19 protein-coding genes and 1 rRNA gene are annotated in these 18,430 nt (G+C 72.4%); 3 read left to right on the plus strand and 17 right to left on the minus strand.

Going from position 1 to position 18,430, the window contains the following annotated elements; genetic code table 11:
- Positions 1 to 29: 29 nt before the first annotated feature.
- From ACIPW5_RS13950 to ACIPW5_RS13985, 8 genes are all read right to left on the minus strand, one after another.
- On the minus strand, positions 30 to 302 hold the full coding sequence (locus ACIPW5_RS13950) for a DUF1876 domain-containing protein (protein WP_401244335.1): 273 nt from the start codon (positions 300 to 302) through the stop codon (positions 30 to 32).
- 65 nt (positions 303 to 367) lie between these two features.
- Positions 368 to 1,369 carry a porphobilinogen synthase gene (gene hemB, locus ACIPW5_RS13955; protein ID WP_401244337.1) on the minus strand — a complete coding sequence of 334 codons (1,002 nt, stop codon included), beginning with the start codon at positions 1,367 to 1,369 and terminating at the stop codon, positions 368 to 370.
- A gap of 89 nt (positions 1,370 to 1,458) precedes the next feature.
- Entirely contained in the window at positions 1,459 to 1,824 is a 366-nt protein-coding gene (locus tag ACIPW5_RS13960) for a hypothetical protein (RefSeq protein WP_401244339.1), read from the minus strand.
- A 120-nt stretch (positions 1,825 to 1,944) separates the two neighbouring features.
- Positions 1,945 to 3,630 carry a uroporphyrinogen-III synthase gene (locus ACIPW5_RS13965; protein ID WP_401244340.1) on the minus strand — a complete coding sequence of 562 codons (1,686 nt, stop codon included), beginning with the start codon at positions 3,628 to 3,630 and terminating at the stop codon, positions 1,945 to 1,947.
- A complete protein-coding gene (hemC, locus tag ACIPW5_RS13970) occupies positions 3,627 to 4,595 on the minus strand; it encodes a hydroxymethylbilane synthase (RefSeq protein ID WP_401244342.1) in 969 nt (322 codons plus the stop codon). Before hemC ends, ACIPW5_RS13965 begins: the two co-directional genes overlap by 4 nt.
- A complete protein-coding gene (locus tag ACIPW5_RS13975; protein WP_401244344.1) occupies positions 4,592 to 6,355 on the minus strand; it encodes a glutamyl-tRNA reductase in 1,764 nt (587 codons plus the stop codon). Before ACIPW5_RS13975 ends, hemC begins: the two co-directional genes overlap by 4 nt.
- Positions 6,352 to 7,176 carry a redox-sensing transcriptional repressor Rex gene (locus ACIPW5_RS13980; protein ID WP_401244346.1) on the minus strand — a complete coding sequence of 275 codons (825 nt, stop codon included), beginning with the start codon at positions 7,174 to 7,176 and terminating at the stop codon, positions 6,352 to 6,354. Before ACIPW5_RS13980 ends, ACIPW5_RS13975 begins: the two co-directional genes overlap by 4 nt.
- A gap of 273 nt (positions 7,177 to 7,449) precedes the next feature.
- Complete coding sequence (locus ACIPW5_RS13985) at positions 7,450 to 7,728, minus strand: glutaredoxin family protein (protein ID WP_401244348.1); 279 nt, start codon at positions 7,726 to 7,728, stop codon at positions 7,450 to 7,452.
- Positions 7,729 to 7,827: 99 nt separating this feature from the next.
- Between ACIPW5_RS13985 and ACIPW5_RS13990 the strand changes: the two genes are divergently transcribed.
- The 3 genes from ACIPW5_RS13990 (at position 7,828) to ACIPW5_RS14000 (ending at position 11,422) form a co-directional block, all read left to right on the plus strand.
- Positions 7,828 to 8,835 (plus strand): HAD family hydrolase, encoded by a 1,008-nt coding sequence (locus ACIPW5_RS13990; protein WP_401244350.1) that lies wholly within the window; start codon positions 7,828 to 7,830, stop codon positions 8,833 to 8,835.
- 340 nt (positions 8,836 to 9,175) lie between these two features.
- The gene (locus tag ACIPW5_RS13995; RefSeq protein ID WP_401244352.1) at positions 9,176 to 9,979 is read left to right on the plus strand and encodes an ECF subfamily RNA polymerase sigma factor, BldN family; all 804 of its coding nucleotides are present in this window, start codon (positions 9,176 to 9,178) and stop codon (positions 9,977 to 9,979) included.
- 231 nt (positions 9,980 to 10,210) lie between these two features.
- Positions 10,211 to 11,422: a DUF5667 domain-containing protein gene (locus ACIPW5_RS14000; RefSeq protein ID WP_401244353.1), complete on the plus strand. Its 1,212-nt coding sequence runs from the start codon at positions 10,211 to 10,213 to the stop codon at positions 11,420 to 11,422.
- Between the two features lie 91 nt (positions 11,423 to 11,513).
- On the opposite strand, the gene ACIPW5_RS14005 is transcribed toward ACIPW5_RS14000, so the two are convergent.
- The 9 genes from ACIPW5_RS14005 to rrf all read right to left on the minus strand — a co-directional run.
- A complete protein-coding gene (locus tag ACIPW5_RS14005) occupies positions 11,514 to 12,494 on the minus strand; it encodes a lysophospholipid acyltransferase family protein (protein WP_401244355.1) in 981 nt (326 codons plus the stop codon).
- The gene (locus ACIPW5_RS14010) at positions 12,494 to 13,555 is read right to left on the minus strand and encodes an NAD-dependent epimerase/dehydratase family protein (RefSeq protein WP_401244357.1); all 1,062 of its coding nucleotides are present in this window, start codon (positions 13,553 to 13,555) and stop codon (positions 12,494 to 12,496) included. The genes ACIPW5_RS14005 and ACIPW5_RS14010 overlap by 1 nt, the downstream gene beginning before the upstream one ends.
- Before the next feature lie 96 nt (positions 13,556 to 13,651).
- Positions 13,652 to 13,750 (minus strand): 30S ribosomal protein bS22, encoded by a 99-nt coding sequence (locus ACIPW5_RS14015; RefSeq protein ID WP_003948845.1) that lies wholly within the window; start codon positions 13,748 to 13,750, stop codon positions 13,652 to 13,654.
- A 144-nt stretch (positions 13,751 to 13,894) separates the two neighbouring features.
- Positions 13,895 to 14,104, minus strand: a complete 210-nt coding sequence (locus tag ACIPW5_RS14020; RefSeq protein WP_042803574.1) for a helix-turn-helix domain-containing protein — start codon at positions 14,102 to 14,104, stop codon at positions 13,895 to 13,897.
- Positions 14,105 to 14,219: 115 nt separating this feature from the next.
- On the minus strand, positions 14,220 to 15,050 hold the full coding sequence (locus ACIPW5_RS14025) for a phosphatase (RefSeq protein WP_401244359.1): 831 nt from the start codon (positions 15,048 to 15,050) through the stop codon (positions 14,220 to 14,222).
- A 91-nt stretch (positions 15,051 to 15,141) separates the two neighbouring features.
- Positions 15,142 to 16,290, minus strand: a complete 1,149-nt coding sequence (locus ACIPW5_RS14030) for an acetoin utilization protein AcuC (RefSeq protein WP_401244398.1) — start codon at positions 16,288 to 16,290, stop codon at positions 15,142 to 15,144.
- Entirely contained in the window at positions 16,262 to 17,488 is a 1,227-nt protein-coding gene (locus ACIPW5_RS14035; protein ID WP_401244360.1) for an MFS transporter, read from the minus strand. The genes ACIPW5_RS14030 and ACIPW5_RS14035 overlap by 29 nt, the downstream gene beginning before the upstream one ends.
- 64 nt (positions 17,489 to 17,552) lie before the next feature.
- On the minus strand, positions 17,553 to 18,206 hold the full coding sequence (locus tag ACIPW5_RS14040; RefSeq protein WP_401244362.1) for an HAD family hydrolase: 654 nt from the start codon (positions 18,204 to 18,206) through the stop codon (positions 17,553 to 17,555).
- 131 nt (positions 18,207 to 18,337) lie between these two features.
- Positions 18,338 to 18,430 (minus strand): 5S ribosomal RNA (gene rrf, locus ACIPW5_RS14045); the annotation flags it as partial.

The raw sequence follows: 18,430 nt of genomic DNA on the forward strand, positions 1-18,430 counted from the left end.
CACGGGCCCTTCCCGGCGGACCGGAGCGGTCAGCGGGTCAGCGGGTACGAGTGCTTGCCCGAGACCTCGTCGATCTCCGTGTGCGCCTTCTGCAAGAGCTGCGACGCGAGGTCCATGAGGGCCCGCGAGCCCGCGATCTCCTCGCCGACCCGCAGCTGCTCCGGGTCGGAGGGATGCCGCATGGCGTAGCCGCGCGCCCTCATCTCGCAGCCGTCACCGAGCCTGAGCAGGGCCGCCGCATTGGTGCGGTGGCCGTCCTCGGTGAACTCCAGCTCCACGTGCCATCCGGCGAGCGTGGCCATGCGGGATCACCTCCACGGTCGGACTACCCCTCCAGGGTGCGCCCGCCCCGCGCGGCGTGCACGCTCTAGCGCTCGGCGCGCAGCCAGCCCGCGACCTCGGTCGCCCAGTACGTCAGGATCGTGTCCGCGCCCGCCCGCTTGATGCCGAGCAGCGTCTCCATGATCGCCCGGTCGCGCTCGATCCAGCCCTTCTCCGCGGCCGCCTCGACCATCGCGTACTCGCCGCTGATCTGGTACGCCGCCACCGGCACGTCCACGGCCTCGGCGACCCGGTGCAGGATGTCCAGGTAGGGGCCGGCCGGCTTCACCATGACCATGTCGGCGCCCTCCTCCAGGTCCAGCGCCAGCTCCCGCAGCGACTCGCGGGCGTTCGCCGGGTCCTGCTGGTAGGTCTTGCGGTCGCCCTGGAGGGAGGAGGCGACGGCCTCGCGGAAGGGCCCGTAGAAGGCGGAGGAGTACTTCGCCGTGTAGGCCAGGACCGCGACGTCCTCGTGGCCCGTCTCGTCCAGCGCGTCGCGGATCACGCCGACCTGGCCGTCCATCATCCCGCTCGGGCCCACCACGTGGACGCCCGCGTCGGCCTGGACCTGCGCCATCTCCGCGTACCGCTCCAGCGTCGCGTCGTTGTCGACGCGGCCGTGCTCGTCCAGGACCCCGCAGTGGCCGTGGTCGGTGTACTCGTCCAGGCACAGGTCCGACATGATCACCAGGTCGTCGCCGACCTCGGCCTTCACGTCGCGGATCGCGACCTGGAGGATGCCGTCCGGCTCCGTGCCCGCCGTGCCCAGCGCGTCCTTGTTCTCGTCCGCCGGGACGCCGAAGAGCATGATCCCCGCGACGCCCGCCTCGACCGCCTCCACGGCGGCCTTCCGCAGCGTGTCCCGGGTGTGCTGCACCACGCCCGGCATCGCCGAGATCGCCAGCGGCTCGCTGATGCCCTCGCGGACGAACGCCGGCAGGATCAGGTCCGAGGGGTGCAGCCGGTACTCGGCGACCATCCGCCGCATCGCCGGGGTGGTGCGCAGCCGGCGGGGCCGCGAGCCGGGGAAGGATCCGTACGTGCTCATCTTCTGGTCGCCTTTTCGAGCTTCGACAGCAGTCACCACCCAGCGTAGAGCCCGCCCCCGCCCCGCCCGCGCAGGGCCCGGTGCGTTCCTCAGGCCGGCCAGTCCACCAGCCCGTAGAAGACGGCGGTGTTGAACAGGACCGCACCCGGCGCGACGAGGGCGAGCACCACGCGCCGCCCGGAGTTGCGGCGCCGCCACGGCAGGAACCAGGAGGCGAGCAGCACCACGAGGACCACGACCAGGCCGCCCAGGAACACCGGCCAGGCCGTGTTGAAGCTCGCGTCGAAGGCGTCGGCGACCTCCCCGCCGCAGGAGTCGCAGGCCATCGGCGAGATCCCCGCGTAGAACAGCGACAGCAGCCCCATCGGCACGGTCACCACCGTGGAGAGCAGCGGCGCCAGGAAGGCCCTGCGGTCACGGGTGTCGGGAAGCGCGGCAGCGGTGTTTTCGGTCATGCCCCCACTCAACCGCGCACCGGACGCCCCCGGAATCCGCACGGCTACTCAGCCCGCTACTCAGAAACGCCGAAGGGGCCCGGGGCGTACACCGCTCCCGGGCCCCTCCGACCACTAACCTCACGTCGCGCGACGGCGCCGCGCGCCCGGCCTGCGCTCGCTCGGGCGGGCCACCGTCTCGCCGGCCGCCTTGGCCGCCTCCCGGCGCGCCTCCCCGTACGCGGCCAGCGCCTCCGCCAGCTTGCCCACGCTCGGCTCCGGCGACAGCACGTCCACGCGCAGCCCGTGCTCCTCCGCCGTCTTCGCCGTCGCCGGCCCGATACAGGCGATGACGGTCACGTTGTGCGGCTTGCCGGCGATGCCGACCAGGTTCCGGACGGTGGACGACGAGGTGAAGAGCACGGCGTCGAAACCGCCGCCCTTGATCGCCTCACGGGTGTCCGCCGGCGGCGGCGAGGCGCGCACGGTCCGGTAGGCCGTGACGTCGTCGACCTCCCAGCCCAGCTCTATCAGCCCGGCCACCAGCGTCTCCGTGGCGATGTCGGCGCGCGGCAGGAAGACGCGGTCGATCGGGTCGAAGACCGGGTCGTACGGCGGCCAGTCCTCCAGCAGACCCGCGGCCGACTGCTCGCCGCTCGGCACCAGGTCCGGCTTCACGCCGAACTCCACCAGCGCGGCCGCGGTCTGCTCGCCCACCGCGGCGACCTTGATGCCCGCGAAGGCGCGCGCGTCGAGCCCGTACTCCTCGAACTTCTCCCGCACCGCCTTGACGGCGTTCACCGAGGTGAAGGCGATCCACTCGTAGCGTCCGGTGACGAGCCCCTTCACGGCCCGCTCCATCTGCTGCGGGGTGCGCGGCGGCTCCACCGCGATGGTCGGCACCTCGTGCGGCACCGCACCGTAGGAACGCAGCTGGTCGGAGAGCGAAGCGGCCTGCTCCTTCGTACGCGGTACGAGGACCCGCCAGCCGAACAGCGGCTTCGACTCGAACCAGGCCAGCTCCTCGCGCCGCGCCGCGGCACCCTGCTCACCGACCACGGCTATGACCGGCCGCGAGCCCTCGGGCGAGGGGAGCACCTTGCCCTGCTTGAACACCTGGGCGATGGTGCCCAGGGTCGCGCTCCAGGTCCGCTGCCGGGTCGTCGTACCGCCGACGGTCACCGTCAGCGGGGTCTCCGGCTTGCGGCCCGCCGACACCAGCTCGGCGGCCGCGCTCGCGACCGTCTCCAGCGTCGCCGAGACCACGACGCCGCAGTCGCTGGCGCCGACCTCGCTCCAGCAGCGCGCCGAGGCGTGCCGGGCGTCCACGAAGCGCACGTCCGCGCCCTGCTCCCCGCGCAGCGGAACACCCGCGTACGCGGGCACGCCGACGGCGGTGGCCACACCGGGCACCACCTCGAAGGGGATGCCCTGGTGGGCGCAGGCGAGCATCTCCGCGGCCGCGTTCCCCTCCAGTCCGGGGTCGCCCGTCACCGCACGGACGACCCGCCTGCCGGAGCGCGCGGCCTCCATGACAAGATTGGCGACGTCCGCGGCGGTGGACGGAGTACGGATCGCCGGGACACCGACGGCTGCTGACACTTCGTCAGCGACCGTCAGCTGTGGCGTGTCCACACCCGTGCGCGCATGGGTCCGTACGACCTCCAGCACCTCGGGCTCCGCGATCAGTACGTCCGCGGCGGCGAGCGCCTCCACGGCGCGCAGCGTCAGCAGACCCGGGTCGCCCGGACCCGCACCGAGGAAGGTGACGAGCCCGGGGGCGGCAACGCCCGCGTAAGGGGAGGTGGTGGGGCTTGAGGGGTTCAAAGGGATCGCTCCCCCATCAGACCGGCCGCGCCCTTGGCCAGCATCTCGTCCGCGAGTTCGCGGCCGAGCGCCACTGCCTCGTCGTACGACTGGGGCACGGGACCGGTGGTGGACAGCTGCACCAGCGTCGAACCGTCGAGGGTCCCGACGACACCACGCAGGCGCATTTCATTGACAATCTGCCCGTCGGCCAGAAGGTCGGCGAGCGCGCCCACGGGTGCGCTGCACCCGGCCTCCAGGGCGGCGAGGAGCGCACGCTCCGCGGTCACGGCGGCCCGCGTGTGCGGGTCGTCGAGCCGGCCGAGCGCGGAGATGAGGTCCGCGTCGGAGGCGAGGCACTCCACGGCCAGGGCGCCCTGGCCGGGGGCGGGCAGGACGTTGTCGACCGACAGCAGGTCGGTCGCCTCGTCGGCACGGCCGATCCGGTTCAGGCCGGCCGCGGCCAGCACGACCGCGTCGAGCTCGCCGGCGCGCACGAAACCGATCCGGGTGTCGACGTTGCCGCGGATCGCGACGGTCTCGATCGACTTGCCCAGGTTGCGGGCGTAGGCGTTCAGCTGCGCCATGCGGCGCGGCGAACCGGTACCCACGCGGGCCCCGTCGGGCAGCTGCTCGAAGGTCAGGCCGTCACGTGCCACCAGCGCGTCGCGCGGGTCCTCGCGCTTCGGCATGGCCGCGATGACCAGCTCGTCGGGCTGCGCCGTCGGCAGGTCCTTCAGCGAGTGCACCGCGAAGTCGACCTCGCCGCGCACCAGCGCGTCGCGCAGCGCCGTGACGAACACGCCGGTGCCGCCGATCTGCGCGAGGTTCTCGCGGGACACGTCACCGTAGGTCGTGATCTCCACGAGCTCGACGGGCCGGCCGGTGATCGCCCGTACCGCCTCGGCGACGTGCCCGGACTGGGACATGGCCAGCTTGCTGCGCCGCGTGCCGAGCCTGAGGGGCTGGTCGGGACGTGTGTTCATGATGCCCGTCCTGGGTCGTCGTTCATCGGATCGGCCGCGTCCGCCCGGCTGACGGAAGCCACCGTCTGAGGGTCGAGGTCGAAGAGTTCGCGCAGCGCCTCCGCGTACCCGGCGCCGCCGGGCTCGCTCGCGAGCTGCTTGACGCGCACGGTCGGCGCGTGGAGGAGCTTGTCGACGACGCGGCGCACGGTCTGGGTGACCTCCGCGCGCTGCCGCTCGTCGAGGTCCGGTACCCGTCCGTCGAGCCGTGCCACCTCCATGGCGACGACCTCGGCGGCCATCGCCCGCAGGGCGACGACGGTGGGCGTGATGTGCGCGGCCCGCTGCGCGGCACCGAACGCGGCGACCTCCGCCGCGACGATCCCGCGCACGGCGTCGACGTCGGCGGCCATCGGCGCGTCCGCGGACGCCTCCGCCAGGCTCTCGATGTCGACGAGCCGCACGCCCGGGATCCGGTGCACGGCGGCGTCGATGTCCCGCGGCATGGCCAGGTCCAGCAGGGCCAGCCGTACGGGAACGGCCCCGTCGGCCAGCGCCCGCGCCGCCCGGCGCGGCTGCCGCTGCGCGGCGGCCTCGCCCTGGTCGGCCCAGGTCCCGTGCAGTTCGAGCGACCCGGCGTCGACCCCGGCGAGCGCCGAGCGGCCGCCGCCGGCCGGAGCGTCGAGCCCGAGGGGGCACCCGTCGGCGTCGACGGCGGCGGGCGCCGGGATCGTCCGCACGGCCCCGGCATCGGCGATCCGCAGCCCGCCCTGCGCAGCCGCGGCGAGCCGCGCCACGACCTCGGCGTCCACGGCCGCGGCGAAGCCGACGGCCGTCCCCGCCCCGGAGACCCCGGCCACACCCAGCCCCGCCGCGTGCAGCGCGAGGGCCGGGGGCTCGCCCCCGGTTTCGGGAAGGGGCGGGGTGGGGGCGAGCCCCGCAGGGCCACCCTCCAGCGCGGCGGCGACGTCGTCCCCGGTCAGCACCAGCCCGGTGGCCCCGGTGCAGGAGACGACCACGTCGACCCACGCCAGCTCGTCCGCCACGGCGGACATCGGTACGGCCCGCGCCGCAACACCAGTGCCCGAGGCAACCAAAATCTCCGCAAGACGCTCGGCCCGCTCCGCGGTCCGGTTCGCCACGACCACCTCGGCGACGCCCACCCGCGCCAGCGTCGCCGCCGCCAGCGAGGACATCGACCCGGCGCCGATCACCAGCGCCCGCTTCCCGGCGGCCCACTCGCCCACCGGCCGGTGCACCGCGAGCTGCTCCAGCCCGAAGGTCACCAGCGACTGCCCGGCCCGGTCGATCCCGGTCTCCGAGTGCGCCCGCTTGCCGACGCGCAGCGCCTGCTGGAAGAGGTCGTTGATCAGGCGGCCCGCCGTGTGGAGCTCCTGCCCCAGCGCCAGCGCGTCCTTGATCTGGCCGAGGATCTGGCCCTCGCCCACGACCATCGAGTCCAGCCCGCACGCCACCGAGAACAGGTGGTGCACCGCCCGGTCCTCGTAGTGCACGTAGAGGTAGGGCGTGAGCTCCTCCAGCGCGACCCCGCTGTGCTGGGCCAGCAGCGTGGACAGCTCGGCGACACCGGCGTGGAACTTCTCCACGTCGGCGTAGAGCTCGATGCGGTTGCAGGTGGCCAGTACGGTCGCCTCGGCCGCCGGCTCGGCGGCCAGGGTGTCGTGCAGCAGCTTGACCTTGGCATCGGCGGACAGCGAGGCCCGCTCCAGCACGCTCACCGGCGCGCTGCGGTGGCTCAGGCCTACGACGAGCAGGCTCATGCCGGCATCACCGCCGGCACGTCGCCCTCGGGTCCGCCCTTGCGCGCGGCCGCGGCGGCCCGGCCGGCCGGCGGCTCGACGGCGGCGACGGGCGCGGCGCCCGCGGCGGCGTCCCCGCCGGGCCCGGTCTCGGCGTCCGCGTCGGCGCCGCCGGCGCCCTCGCCGGCCTTGCGCTGCTCGTGGAAGGCCAGGATCTGGAGCTCGATGGACAGGTCGACCTTGCGCACGTCCACGCCCTCGGGCACGGAGAGCACGGTCGGCGCGAAGTTCAGGATGGAGGTCACGCCGGCGGCGATCAGCCGCTCGCTGACCTGCTGGGCCGCGCCCGCGGGCGTGGCGATGACGCCGATCGAGACGCCGTTCTCCTCGATGATCTTCTCCAGATCATCGGTGTGCTGCACGGGGATGCCGGCCACCGGCTTGCCGGCCATGGCCGGGTCGGCGTCGATCAGCGCGGCCACGCGGAACCCGCGCGACGCGAAGCCGCCGTAGTTGGCCAAGGCGGCGCCGAGGTTGCCGATGCCGACGATGACGACCGGCCAGTCCTGCGTCAGACCGAGCTCGCGGGAGATCTGGTAGACGAGGTACTCGACGTCGTAGCCGACACCGCGGGTGCCGTAGGAACCGAGGTACGAGAAGTCCTTGCGCAGCTTCGCGGAGTTGACTCCGGCGGCGGCCGCGAGCTCCTCGGAGGACACCGTGGGAACCGATCGCTCGGAGAGCGCGGTGAGTGCGCGCAAGTACAGCGGAAGCCGGGCGACAGTGGCCTCGGGAATACCTCGGCTGCGGGTCGCCGGTCGGTGAGTTCGGCCAGTTGCCACGATGCTCCTGCGGGATGAGCGGGGCTGCAGGCGGCCTCTTGTCCCAGGACCGCCCCGTCGAATGCAGGCTATGTCTTTGTGAACGCGTGCACAAAGATTGTGTCCGCTTTGTCCGAGCAAAGTGACCGGGGTCACGCGGGCCGGACAGAAGGGGTCCGGACCGGGACCGGGCCGAACCCGTTCAAATCCCGAGGGGGGCAAAGCGGTACACACTCCTCATCGATACACCCCCGTGTCCCCATAAATCGCCCATGATGGTAACGGGCGAAACGGTCAGGCGCCCAATGCCCGTCGCAGCCGGTCAGGGTTCACCCTCCAGAAGGTGTGCTGTTCGCCGTCCACCAGCACCACCGGGATCTGCTCCCAGTGCCGCCGGTAGAGCTCCTCGTCCTGCGAGATGTCCTTCTTCTCCCACTGTGCGCCCGTCTCGGCGCACACCTTCTCGATCACCTCCTGGGCGTCGTCGCACAGATGGCACCCCGGCTTCCCGATGAGCGTCACCATCCGCTCCTCGGGACGCTTCTTTTCCTTACGGCGCAGCAGAGGACTCATGTCGTCATTGTCCCGCGCCGGGCGGGGGTGCCCGAAGAGTTAACCGCTCCGTTTCCCGGCGGTTCGGGAACTCCCGAACACAATGGCTATGCTCGCGTCATGGCCGCTCTGGGATGGCTCACCCCCCGTAGGCGCTCCGCGACGGCGCGGAGCGTACTGGCAGGCGAGGCCTCGGCCGAGGCCGCCCGCAAGACCGCGCAGGCCGGTGCACCACACGCCCCCGAGGCGGCCGGCGCACCGGAGGACGCCCCTGCGTCCGCGCCCGGGGAAGCCCCCGGAACCGAGGTTCCGGCCGCGGAGACCGAAGCCGCCGAGCCGGAGTTCCCGGTCCACGGCGACGACCTCGCCGCCGCCTTCTTCGACCTCGACAACACCGTCATGCAGGGCGCCGCGATCTTCCACTTCGGCCGCGGCCTCTACAAGCGCGAGTTCTTCCGCCGCCGCGAGCTGGCCCGCTTCGCCTGGCAGCAGGCCTGGTTCCGGCTCGCCGGGGTCGAGGACCCCGAGCACATGCAGGACGCGCGCGACAGCGCCCTGTCCATCGTCAAGGGCCACAAGGTCTCCGAACTCATGGCCATCGGCGAGGAGATCTACGACGAGTACATGGCGGAGCGGATCTGGCCGGGGACCCGCGCCCTGGCCCAGGCGCACCTCGACGCCGGCCAGAAGGTGTGGCTGGTCACCGCCGCCCCCGTCGAGACCGCCACGATCATCGCCCGCCGCCTCGGCCTGACCGGCGCCCTGGGCACCGTCGCCGAGTCCGTGGACGGCGTCTACACCGGGCGCCTGGTCGGCGAGCCGCTGCACGGCCCCGCGAAGGCGGAGGCGGTGCGCGCACTGGCCGCCGCCGAGGACCTCGACCTCGAACGCTGCGCCGCGTACAGCGATTCGCACAACGACATCCCGATGCTGTCCCTGGTCGGACATCCGTACGCGATCAATCCCGACACAAAACTGCGCAAGCATGCCCGTGCCAACGACTGGCGGCTGCGCGACTATCGGACCGGCCGCAAGGCCGTGAAGGTCGGCGTCCCGGCCGCCGCCGGAGTCGGCGCGATCGCGGGCGGCGCGGCCGCCGCCATCGCCCTGCACCGGCGCCGCAAGTAGCAACGCCGGGCCCCCGCCCTCCCACGGGCCGCCCGGCGGTCATTCGCTCCCCTCTACCCGCGCCGTCGGCGCGGCACTCCGGCCTGCCCGACTCGGTCGCGAGCCACCGTGGAAGCGTCCATTCCGCGCACCCAAGTGATCAGGAATCGATCACCAACCGGGCCTGAATATGCCCTGGACACGCAACAGAAGTGTCGGAACCGGTGATTTAGGCAACTGGGTGTAGCGCTGCCTGTACGAAGCGTTATTCTCCTCAAACGCATGCCACCGCCCATCCGTCCCCACGACGGGTGAACGGTCCCGCACTGCACGTGATGGAAGCTCTGCCTCTGGGAGTCCCGTGTACCCACCTGTCGGGGTTGACGCCTCGGGCCTGGCTACGCTGCGCGCGACGGTCCTCGACCACCTGCGCGGCTTCGTCCCCACCGCGTACGCCGTCCCCGCCTTCGCCGCCGCGGTCCCTGCCGGCCTCGGCCCGGCCGGCCCCTGCTACGCCCTGACGGACGGCGGGGCGACCGTGGGCAGACGCGGTCGCGCGGGCTCCGCCGCCGGCGGCACCAGCACGACCGCCGCCCGCCGCCCCACCGCGGACAGCGACCAGGCCCGCATGATGGACCTCGTCGAACGCGCCCAGGCCGGCGAGGCCGAGGCCTTCGGCCGCCTCTACGACCAGTACAGCGACACGGTGTACCGCTACATCTACTACCGCGTCGGCGGCAAGGCGACCGCGGAGGATCTCACCAGCGAGACCTTCCTGCGCGCGCTGCGCCGCATCTCCACCTTCACCTGGCAGGGCCGCGACTTCGGCGCCTGGCTGGTGACCATCGCGCGGAACCTGGTGGCGGACCACTTCAAGTCCAGCCGCTTCCGCCTGGAGGTCACCACCGGCGAGATGCTCGACGCCAACGAGGTGGAGCGCAGCCCCGAGGACTCCGTCCTGGAGTCCCTCTCCAACGCGGCCCTGCTCGAAGCCGTACGGAAACTGAACCCCCAGCAGCAGGAGTGCGTCACCTTGCGCTTCCTCCAGGGCCTCTCGGTCGCCGAGACCGCCCGGGTGATGGGCAAGAACGAAGGCGCCATCAAGACGCTCCAGTACCGGGCGGTCCGCACCCTGGCCCGCCTGCTGCCGGACGACGCCCGCTGACCCGCTCCCGCACACACACAACCTCACAACCGGTGACCCCTCGATGACGCTGTGGTCCGATCATCCTTCGTCCGTAACCCAAGTGCCGCGCCGCTCGTTGTGCGGAATGCAGGCTCCCTGTGGACACGCCCTGCCCGAAGCCGCTCACCCGAACGTGTGGATGTGCTCAAGGAAGGCAACCTTCCGGACACCTTGGGGAGTCGATCGTCATGACGAGAGGAGGTGCCGCCAGTGATCGCGAACGTGACTCCGCACCGGCGGGCGAACGCCTTCGCCCAGGCCCTGGAGGATCGGACCCCGTCCGCTCTTTCGGAACCGGACCCGGCGGCCGAGCAGTCCGAGGCACCTGCCGAAACCGCCGACCACGACCGGTTGTTGACCCTGGCGAGCGTGCTCGGCGAAATGCCGCGCCCGGTGCTGGACCCCGAGGTCAAAGTGGTGCAACGAGCACAGCTCGTCGCCGCCATGGAGGCCATGGTGATGGAGGAGAGGGCCGGGGGCGGTGCCGCCGCGGACCCTCTGGTGCCCGAGCAGCGGACCGGCCGCGGCGCCCACCGGGCGACCTCGCTCCGGAAATTGCGGCCCCGCTCCCGCTGGTCCAAGGGCATCGCAGCGGGGGGCCTCACCGTGGGTGTGGCCGCAGGGGCCTTCAGCGGAGTGGCCGCTGCCAGCACCGACGCCCTGCCCGGTGATCCGCTCTACCCGGTCAAGCTGGGTATGGAGGACCTGAAGCTGGGCATGGCCGACGAGGGCGTGGACCGGGGCGAGGTCTACCTCGACCGGGCCTCGAACCGCCTGTCGGAAGCGCGCCGGCTGATGGAACGCGGCCGTTCCGGCCCCCTGGACCACGAGGTCCTGGGCGAGATCCGGCGGGCGCTGGCAGGCATGCAGCACGACGCCGCCGAGGGCCACCGGCTGCTCCAGGCGGCCTACAAGCGGGACGGCTCGCTCGGGCCGATCCAGACCCTGTCCTCGTTCTCCAACTCCCACCGCGACGCGTGGGGCCGGCTCCGGTCCAACCTGCCGCCGCAGCTGATGGACGTGGGCGACCAGGTGACCTCGGTCTTCCAGGCCATAGACGACGAGGTGGCCCCGCTCCAGGGCATGCTGCCCAAGCCACCCGAGCAGCAGCGCGGCGGCTCCGGAGGCACCCCGGCCAGGCCGAGCACCCCGGCGACGGGCAAGCAGCAGCCCGCACCGGCACCGGACTCCCCCGCCGCGGCGCAGACCCCGGCCGCCCCCAGCCCCTCCGGCGGCAGCCACGCCCCGGCCCCGGGCAGCGGCCTCCTGGGCGGCACGGGCAACCTGCTCAACCCGCCCGCGCACGGCCAGTCCACCCCGCCCGCGGCCCCGTCCGCCCAACCCCAGCCCGACATCACCCTCCCACCCCTCCTCCCGGGCCTCCTCCCGGGCCTGGGCATCCAGGCGGAGGACGCGGAGTAGAGCGCGCCCGAACGCCGGCGGGGAGATCCAGCCCGCCGGCGTTCAAGGCGTGGGGTCCGGGGCGGGGAGCACCCCGTGCCCCGCCCCACCGTCAGAAGAAGACCGACCTCCGCTGCACCAGCATCTTGTACAGCGCGTGCTGGATCTGTTCCCGCACCTGGTCCGTCAGGTTGAACATCAGCATCGGATCCTCCGCCGCCTCCGGCGCGTACCCGTCCGTCGGGATGGGCTCACCGAACTGGATCGTCCACTTCGTCGGCAACGGCACCGCCCCCAACGGCCCCAGCCACGGGAACGTCGGCGTCACCGGGAAGTACGGCAGGCCCAGCAACCGCGCCAGCGTCTTCGCGTTGCCGATCATCGGGTAGATCTCCTCCGCCCCCACGATCGAGCACGGCACGATCGGCGTGCCCGCCCGCAGCGCCGTCGAGACGAAACCGCCGCGCCCGAACCGCTGGAGCTTGTACCGGTCCCCGAACGGCTTCCCTATGCCCTTGAAGCCCTCCGGCATCACCCCGACCAGCTCACCGGCCTCCAGCAGCCGCTGCGCGTCCTCCGAGCACGCCAGCGTGTGCCCGGCCTTCCGCGCGATCTCGTTCACCACCGGCAGCATGAACACCAGGTCCGCCGCCAGCAGCCGCAGGTGCCGCTGCGCCGGGTGGTGGTCGTGCACGGCGACCTGGAGCATCAGCCCGTCCAGCGGGAGCGTCCCCGAGTGGTTCGCCACGATCAGCGCGCCGCCCTCCTTCGGGATGTTCTCGACGCCCCGGACCTCCACCCGGAAGTACTTCTCGAACAGCGGCCGCATCAAGGACATCAGGACCTGGTCCGTGAGCTCCTTGTCGTAGCCGAACTCGTCGACCTCGTACTCGCCCGTGATCCGCCGCCGCAGGAACGCCAGCCCGCCCGCGATCCGCCGGTCCCAGCCGCCCTCGCCGCCGCCCCGCACGGGAGCCTCCGCGACCGGCTCCACCGCCTCCGGCCGGTCCGGGACCGCCCGCACCTTCCGGGCCGCACCGGCCCGCCGGCGCGGCCGGTCCTCGTCGAACGGGATGACCTTGGCGTCGGCCACTATCGCTCCACTCCCTCGTCCACCTCGTCAACGTCCAACAGCTCCGCGACCCGCCCCACGGCCCGCGCCACCCGCTCCGGCGGCAGCAGCCCGCTCCCCCGGCTCCGCGCGAAGTCCGCGAACGTCTCGGCGGTCGTGTACATCGGCCGGAAGCCCAGCGTCTCCCGCATCTGCGTGGTCTCCACGACCCGCCCGTGCGTCAGCAGCCGGATCTGCTCCGGTGAGAAGTCCGTCGCCCCCACCGCCCGCAGCGCCTGCCCCACCCACGTCACCGCCGGCAGCAGGAACGGCACCGTCGGCCGCCCCAGCCGGCGCGCGCACTGCGACAGCAGCAGCACCCCGTCGCCGGCGATGTTGAAGGTCCCGCTGTTCAGCGTCCCCCGCTCCGGCTCCCCCGCCGCCAGCCGCAGCACCTCCACCACGTCGTCCTCGTGGACGAACTGCAGCCGCGGGTCGTACCCCAGCACCGTCGGCATCACCGGCATCGAGAAGTACTCCGCCAGCGCGGAGTCCGCGTAGGGCCCCAGGATGTTCGCGAAGCGCAGCACGCACACCGCCACGTCCGGCCGCCGGCGCGCGAAGCCCCGTACGTACCCCTCGACCTCGGCGGCGTCCTTCGCGAAGCCACCCGCCGGCAGCGACTTCGGCTGCGTGGTCTCCGTGAACACGGCCGGGTCCCGCGCCGTGCCCCCGTACACGCTGGTGCTCGACTTCACCACGAGCCGCCGTACCGTCGGCGACTTCTGGCAGGCCCCCAGCAGCTGCATCGTCCCGATGACGTTCGTTTCCTTGACGGTGCTGCGCCCGCCCGGCGCCCCCGCGGCGGCGCCGCCGGTCACCGCCAGGTGGACCACCGTGTCCACGGCGTGCTCCGCGAGCACCCGGGCGATGGCCGACTGTCTGATGTCCGTCCGCACGAACTCGGCCGAGCCGAGCCGGTGCGGCGGGCTCACCGCGTCGACGGCGATGACCCGCTCCACCTCCGGGTCGCGCTGGACGCGGCGCACGAAGCGGCCCCCCAGCTGCCGGGCTGCCCCGGTGACGAGCACGACCTTCCCCACGAGCTCAGCGCCTCCCTCGAAGAAGTACCCCCGGCTGCACCGCAGCCCCTCCACCAGGATGGTGGAGGGGCTGCGGAGAACACGTACAGCTGCCGTTTACTTCTTGTTACGGCGCTGGACGCGGGTGCGCTTGAGCAGCTTGCGGTGCTTCTTCTTGGCCATCCGCTTGCGCCGCTTCTTGATAACAGAGCCCACGACTACCCTCGCTCACTTCTCTTCACTGGTGCGGGGCGTCTGGGCCCACACGACCTACGTCGGCCTAGCCTACCCGCCCAAACTCAGAGCTTGTAATCCGAGCCCTCCGCAGGAGTTACCAAGCCTCGGCAGGAGGCCCGGATCTCAGGCCGACTCCACCCCCACGAAGGACTCCTGGAGGTACTCGTGGACCGCGTTCTCGGGGACCCGGAAGGACCGGCCCACCCGGATCGCGGGCAGATGACGGTTGTGCACCAGCCGGTACACCGTCATCTTCGACACTCGCATCACCGAGGCGACCTCCGCCACGGTCAGGAACTGAACCTCACTGAGAGGCCTCTCGCCAGCAGCCATGACACCCACCTGACCTTCCGCGCATGACGGGCACCGGCTTCCCCTCCGGTTACTCCTCGTCGTCGCACGCTCACTCCCCAGAGTAGGGGCGGGTGATACGAGTGGGGAAGAGGAGCTACGGCCACTCCTGACACCCCGGCAGTCCGGCGCGGTGCAACACGTGCCGGATGAGCGGACCGTAGTAGTCCGAGCGCACCCCGTCATCAAGCGGAACGGTCACCGCCACCCGCCCCTCGGCCTCTCCGACGAACAGCGCCGGATCATCCGTATCGCCCAGCCCGATCGCCTCCACACCCAGCTGACCTGCACCGCAGACCCACCCGTGGTCACCCACCACCAGTTCCGGCAACGGCCCCCCGGCCGCCGCCAGCGCCCCCAGGGCGATCCGAACCGGCAGCGGAGAATGGGAGTGTGCGCCGGTGGCACTCCCGGCGCCCCGCGCGCCGGACTCCCGCACCAGCGCGACCCCCCGTACGTAATCGATCCGGTGCGCACGTACGCCGAACCGGGTCGCCATGTCGACATGCACCCCCTGCGCCGGAGTGAGGACGACACATCCCGCCGCCGACAACGCCCGCGCCAAAGCGGCGTAGAAGGGCAGGAGCCGATGCGGGTGCCCCGTCCCGAACAGCACCGGCGACCGCGCCCCCGCCGCCACCGCCAGCCGCTCCGCGAAGGCCCCCAGAGCCGCCACGGTCCGCTCCGGATCGATCACGTCCGGCCCCCTGACGTGCGCCGGGTCCGCCGAGACCCCGCACTTGGCCGCCATCAGCCCCAGCAGCTCACCCACGCCCCACCGACGCTCAGGCTCCAACCCCAGCAACACCCGCGGGTCCCCCGCCGCGAACAGCCGGTAACTGCGCAGGCTCTCCTCCCGCGTCGTGGCGACGGGCCCGGCCAACCGGGCGGCCAGCAGATGCGCACGCAACGCGCCGGTGCTCAACACCCTCCGATGCTGCCGCACCGGATCTGCCGGTTCATCAATTCCGCCGAACCGCCCCACAGTTGGCGTAACCGCGCCACCGTCCGACCCTGCGTCACACCAGCATCCCGCGCAGCGGGAACACCGCCCGCCGCGTCGCCAGAACGGCCTGATCCGTACGGTCCGCCGGGTCGTAGCCGGCGTCCCAGTCCCGCCATCCCGGAGTCCGCCCGTCCGTCATCCGGGCCGGCCCGCCCTGCCGCGTACGCGCGTACACCTCGTCCCGCCACGACTGCGGCACCATCGCCAGCGGATCCACCGGCCGGTGCGCCGCGATCCCCACCAGGTGCGTCCACGACCGCGGTACGACGTCCACCACCGCGTACCCGCCGCCGCCCAGCGCCAGCCACCGACCGCCCGCGTACTCGTGCGCCAGCGCGTGGCACGCCTCCTGCACCGCCCGCTGCGCGTCCAGCGACACCGCCAGGTGCGCGAGGGGGTCCTCGAAGTGCGTGTCCGCCCCGTGCTGCGTCACCAGCACCTGCGGCCGGAAGTCCGCCAGCAGCTCCGGCACCGTCGCGTGGAAGGCCCGCAGCCACCCCTCGTCCCCGGTCCCCGCCGGCAGCGCCACGTTCACCGCGGTCCCCTCGGCCCCCGGACCGCCCGTCTCCTCCGGCCAGCCCGTCTGCGGGAACAGCGTCCGCGGATGCTCGTGCAGCGACACCGTCAGCACCCGGGGATCGTCCCAGAACACCGTCTGCACGCCGTCCCCGTGGTGCACGTCCACGTCCACGTACGCGACCCGCTCCGCACCCAGCTCCAGCAGCCGCGCGATCGCCACCGCCGCGTCGTTGTACACGCAGAACCCGGCCGCCCCGCCCGGCATCGCGTGGTGCAGCCCGCCCGCGAAGTTCACCGCGTGCGCGGCCTCCCCCCGCCACAGGGCCTCCGCCGCCGCCACCGACTGCCCGGCGATCAGCGCGGAGGCCTCGTGGATCCCGTGGAACGCCGGATCGTCCACGGTCCCCAGACCGTACGAACCGTCCGCCACCCCGGGATCCGCCGACACCTCCCGCACCGCGGCCACGTAGTCCTCCCGGTGGACCAGCCGCAGCGTCGAGTCCCCGGCCGCCGGAGCCGCCCGCACCTCCATCTCCCGGTCCAGCCCGAAGGCGCGCACCAGGCCCATGGTCAGCGCCAGGCGCACCGGGTCCATCGGATGGCTCGGTCCGAAGTCATACCCCGTTACCGCCTCGTCCCACATCAACAGCCCGGTCACCGGCTCGCCGCTCATGCCCGACACCGTATCGGGCTCCGTCGGCGCCGAAGGAACGGGCGTGGAACAACGTCACCAACACCAGCACCATCGGCACCACCATCGCGCCCCGGTAGTTCCAGGCGTCCCCGACCGCGCCCACCAGCGGCGAACCGATCAGGAAACCCACGTAGTTGAAGATGTTCAGCCGTGCCACCGCCGTGTCCGAGGCACCGGGGAACAACCGCCCGGCCGCCGCGAAGGTCTGCGGCACGATCACGCAGAGCCCGATCCCCAGCAGTGTGAAGCCCAGCATCCCCACCCAGGCCCCCGGCGCCACCGCCACCACCGCGAACCCGCCGGCCGCCACCACCGTCCCGGCCCGCACCACGGCCACCGCCCCGAACCGGCGTACCCCGAGGTCCCCGACGGCCCGCCCGGCCAGCGTCGTCACCATGTACACGTTGTAGGGGACCGTCGCCAGCTGCTCCGAACTCCCCAGCACGTCCTGGAGGTACTTGGCACTCCAGTTCGCCACCGTCGAATCCCCGATGTACGCGCACGCCATCACCAGGCACAGCGGCAGCAGCAGCTTCCCCCCGCCCGCCGGCCACCCCTGCTCCTTCGCCGTGCCCTCCGCCCCGCCGCCGGCCACGTAGTACCGGCTCCCCGCCAGCGCCGCCGGCAGCAGGAGCAGCACCGCGGGCAGATAGCCGGAGAACAGCGACAGCTGCCAGTGCGCCCCCGCCCACGCCGCCGACGCCCCCAGGATCCCGCCGAGGCTGTACGAGGCGTGGAAGCCCAGCATGATGCTGCGCCCGTACGCCCGCTGCAGGCTCACCCCGAGCATGTTCATCGAGGCGTCCAGCGCACCCACGGCCAGCCCGAACACCCCCAGGGCCACCGCCACCTGCCACATCCCGCTGCCGGCCCCCACGCCGAGCAGGGCCAGCAGGACGACGGGCTGCGCCCACCGCAGCACCACGCCGGGCGCGACGCGCTTCACCAGGTGCTCGGTGGCCACGCTGGAGACCCCGGCGAGGACCGGCACGGCGGCGAGGAAGACGGGCAGCAGCCCGTCGGATATCCCGTACCGGTCCTGAATGGCCGGGATCCGCGTCACCAGCAGGGCGAAGGCGACGCCCTGCACGAAGAAGCTGAACCCGAGCGCCCCGCGCCCACGGCGAAGCCGTACGTCAACCGTCATGGCGGCACAGCGTAGGCCCCGCGCCTACCGGTGGGTAGAGAGATCACCGACCCAATCGGACGGCTCAGCCGCCCAGTCCGAGCAGGGCGGACAGCTCCTTCATCTCCCCGAAGCAGGTGGTGGCCTGGGCGAGCCGTTCGGCGGGCACCATCGAGGTGTAGCCGAGGACGTCCATCCCGGCGGCCCGGGCGGCCTCCACCCCGAGCGGGCTGTCCTCGACCACCACGCACCGCGAGGGGTGGACGCCCATCATGTCGGCGGCGTGCAGGAACAGGTCCGGCGCCGGCTTGCCCTTCCCGACCTCCTCCGCGCTGAAGATCCACTCCTCCTCGAACCACTCGTCCAGCCCGGCCGCCCGGTGCCCGACCCGGATGCGCTCGTGGCTGGAGGAGGAGGCCACGCAGTAGGGCATGCCGATCGCGGACAGCTCCGCGAGCACGTCCGTCACCCCGGGCACGGCCCGCAGTTCCCGTTCGAAGGCGGCGAAGACCCGCTCGTTGAGGACCCGCTCGAAGTCCGCCGGCAGCGGCTGCCCGGTCCGCTCCTGGACGAGGTCGTGCACCCGGTGCACGGCGGAGCCCATGTAGTCCCGCAGGGACTCCTCGTACGTGGTGGGGTGCCCCAGCTCCGTCAGGTACGCGGAGAGGATCGTGTTGGCGACCGGCTCACTGTCCACGAGGACGCCGTCGTTGTCGAAGATGACCAGCTCATAGCCCATCGGGCCACCATACGAGGAGTCACCTCAGGTTGACGGGAACCGCGTGCCGGTAAACGGCTGAACGCCCCCGAACGGGCCCTGAACGCAGAAAAGCCCCGCACCAGAAGGTGCGGGGCTTTCCCACAATGATTGTTCGGCGGCGTCCTACTCTCCCACAGGGTCCCCCCTGCAGTACCATCGGCGCTGAAAGGCTTAGCTTCCGGGTTCGGAATGTAACCGGGCGT

The sequence above is a fragment of the Streptomyces sp. NPDC090077 genome, assembly GCF_044747545.1.
Taxonomy (GTDB): domain Bacteria; phylum Actinomycetota; class Actinomycetes; order Streptomycetales; family Streptomycetaceae; genus Streptomyces.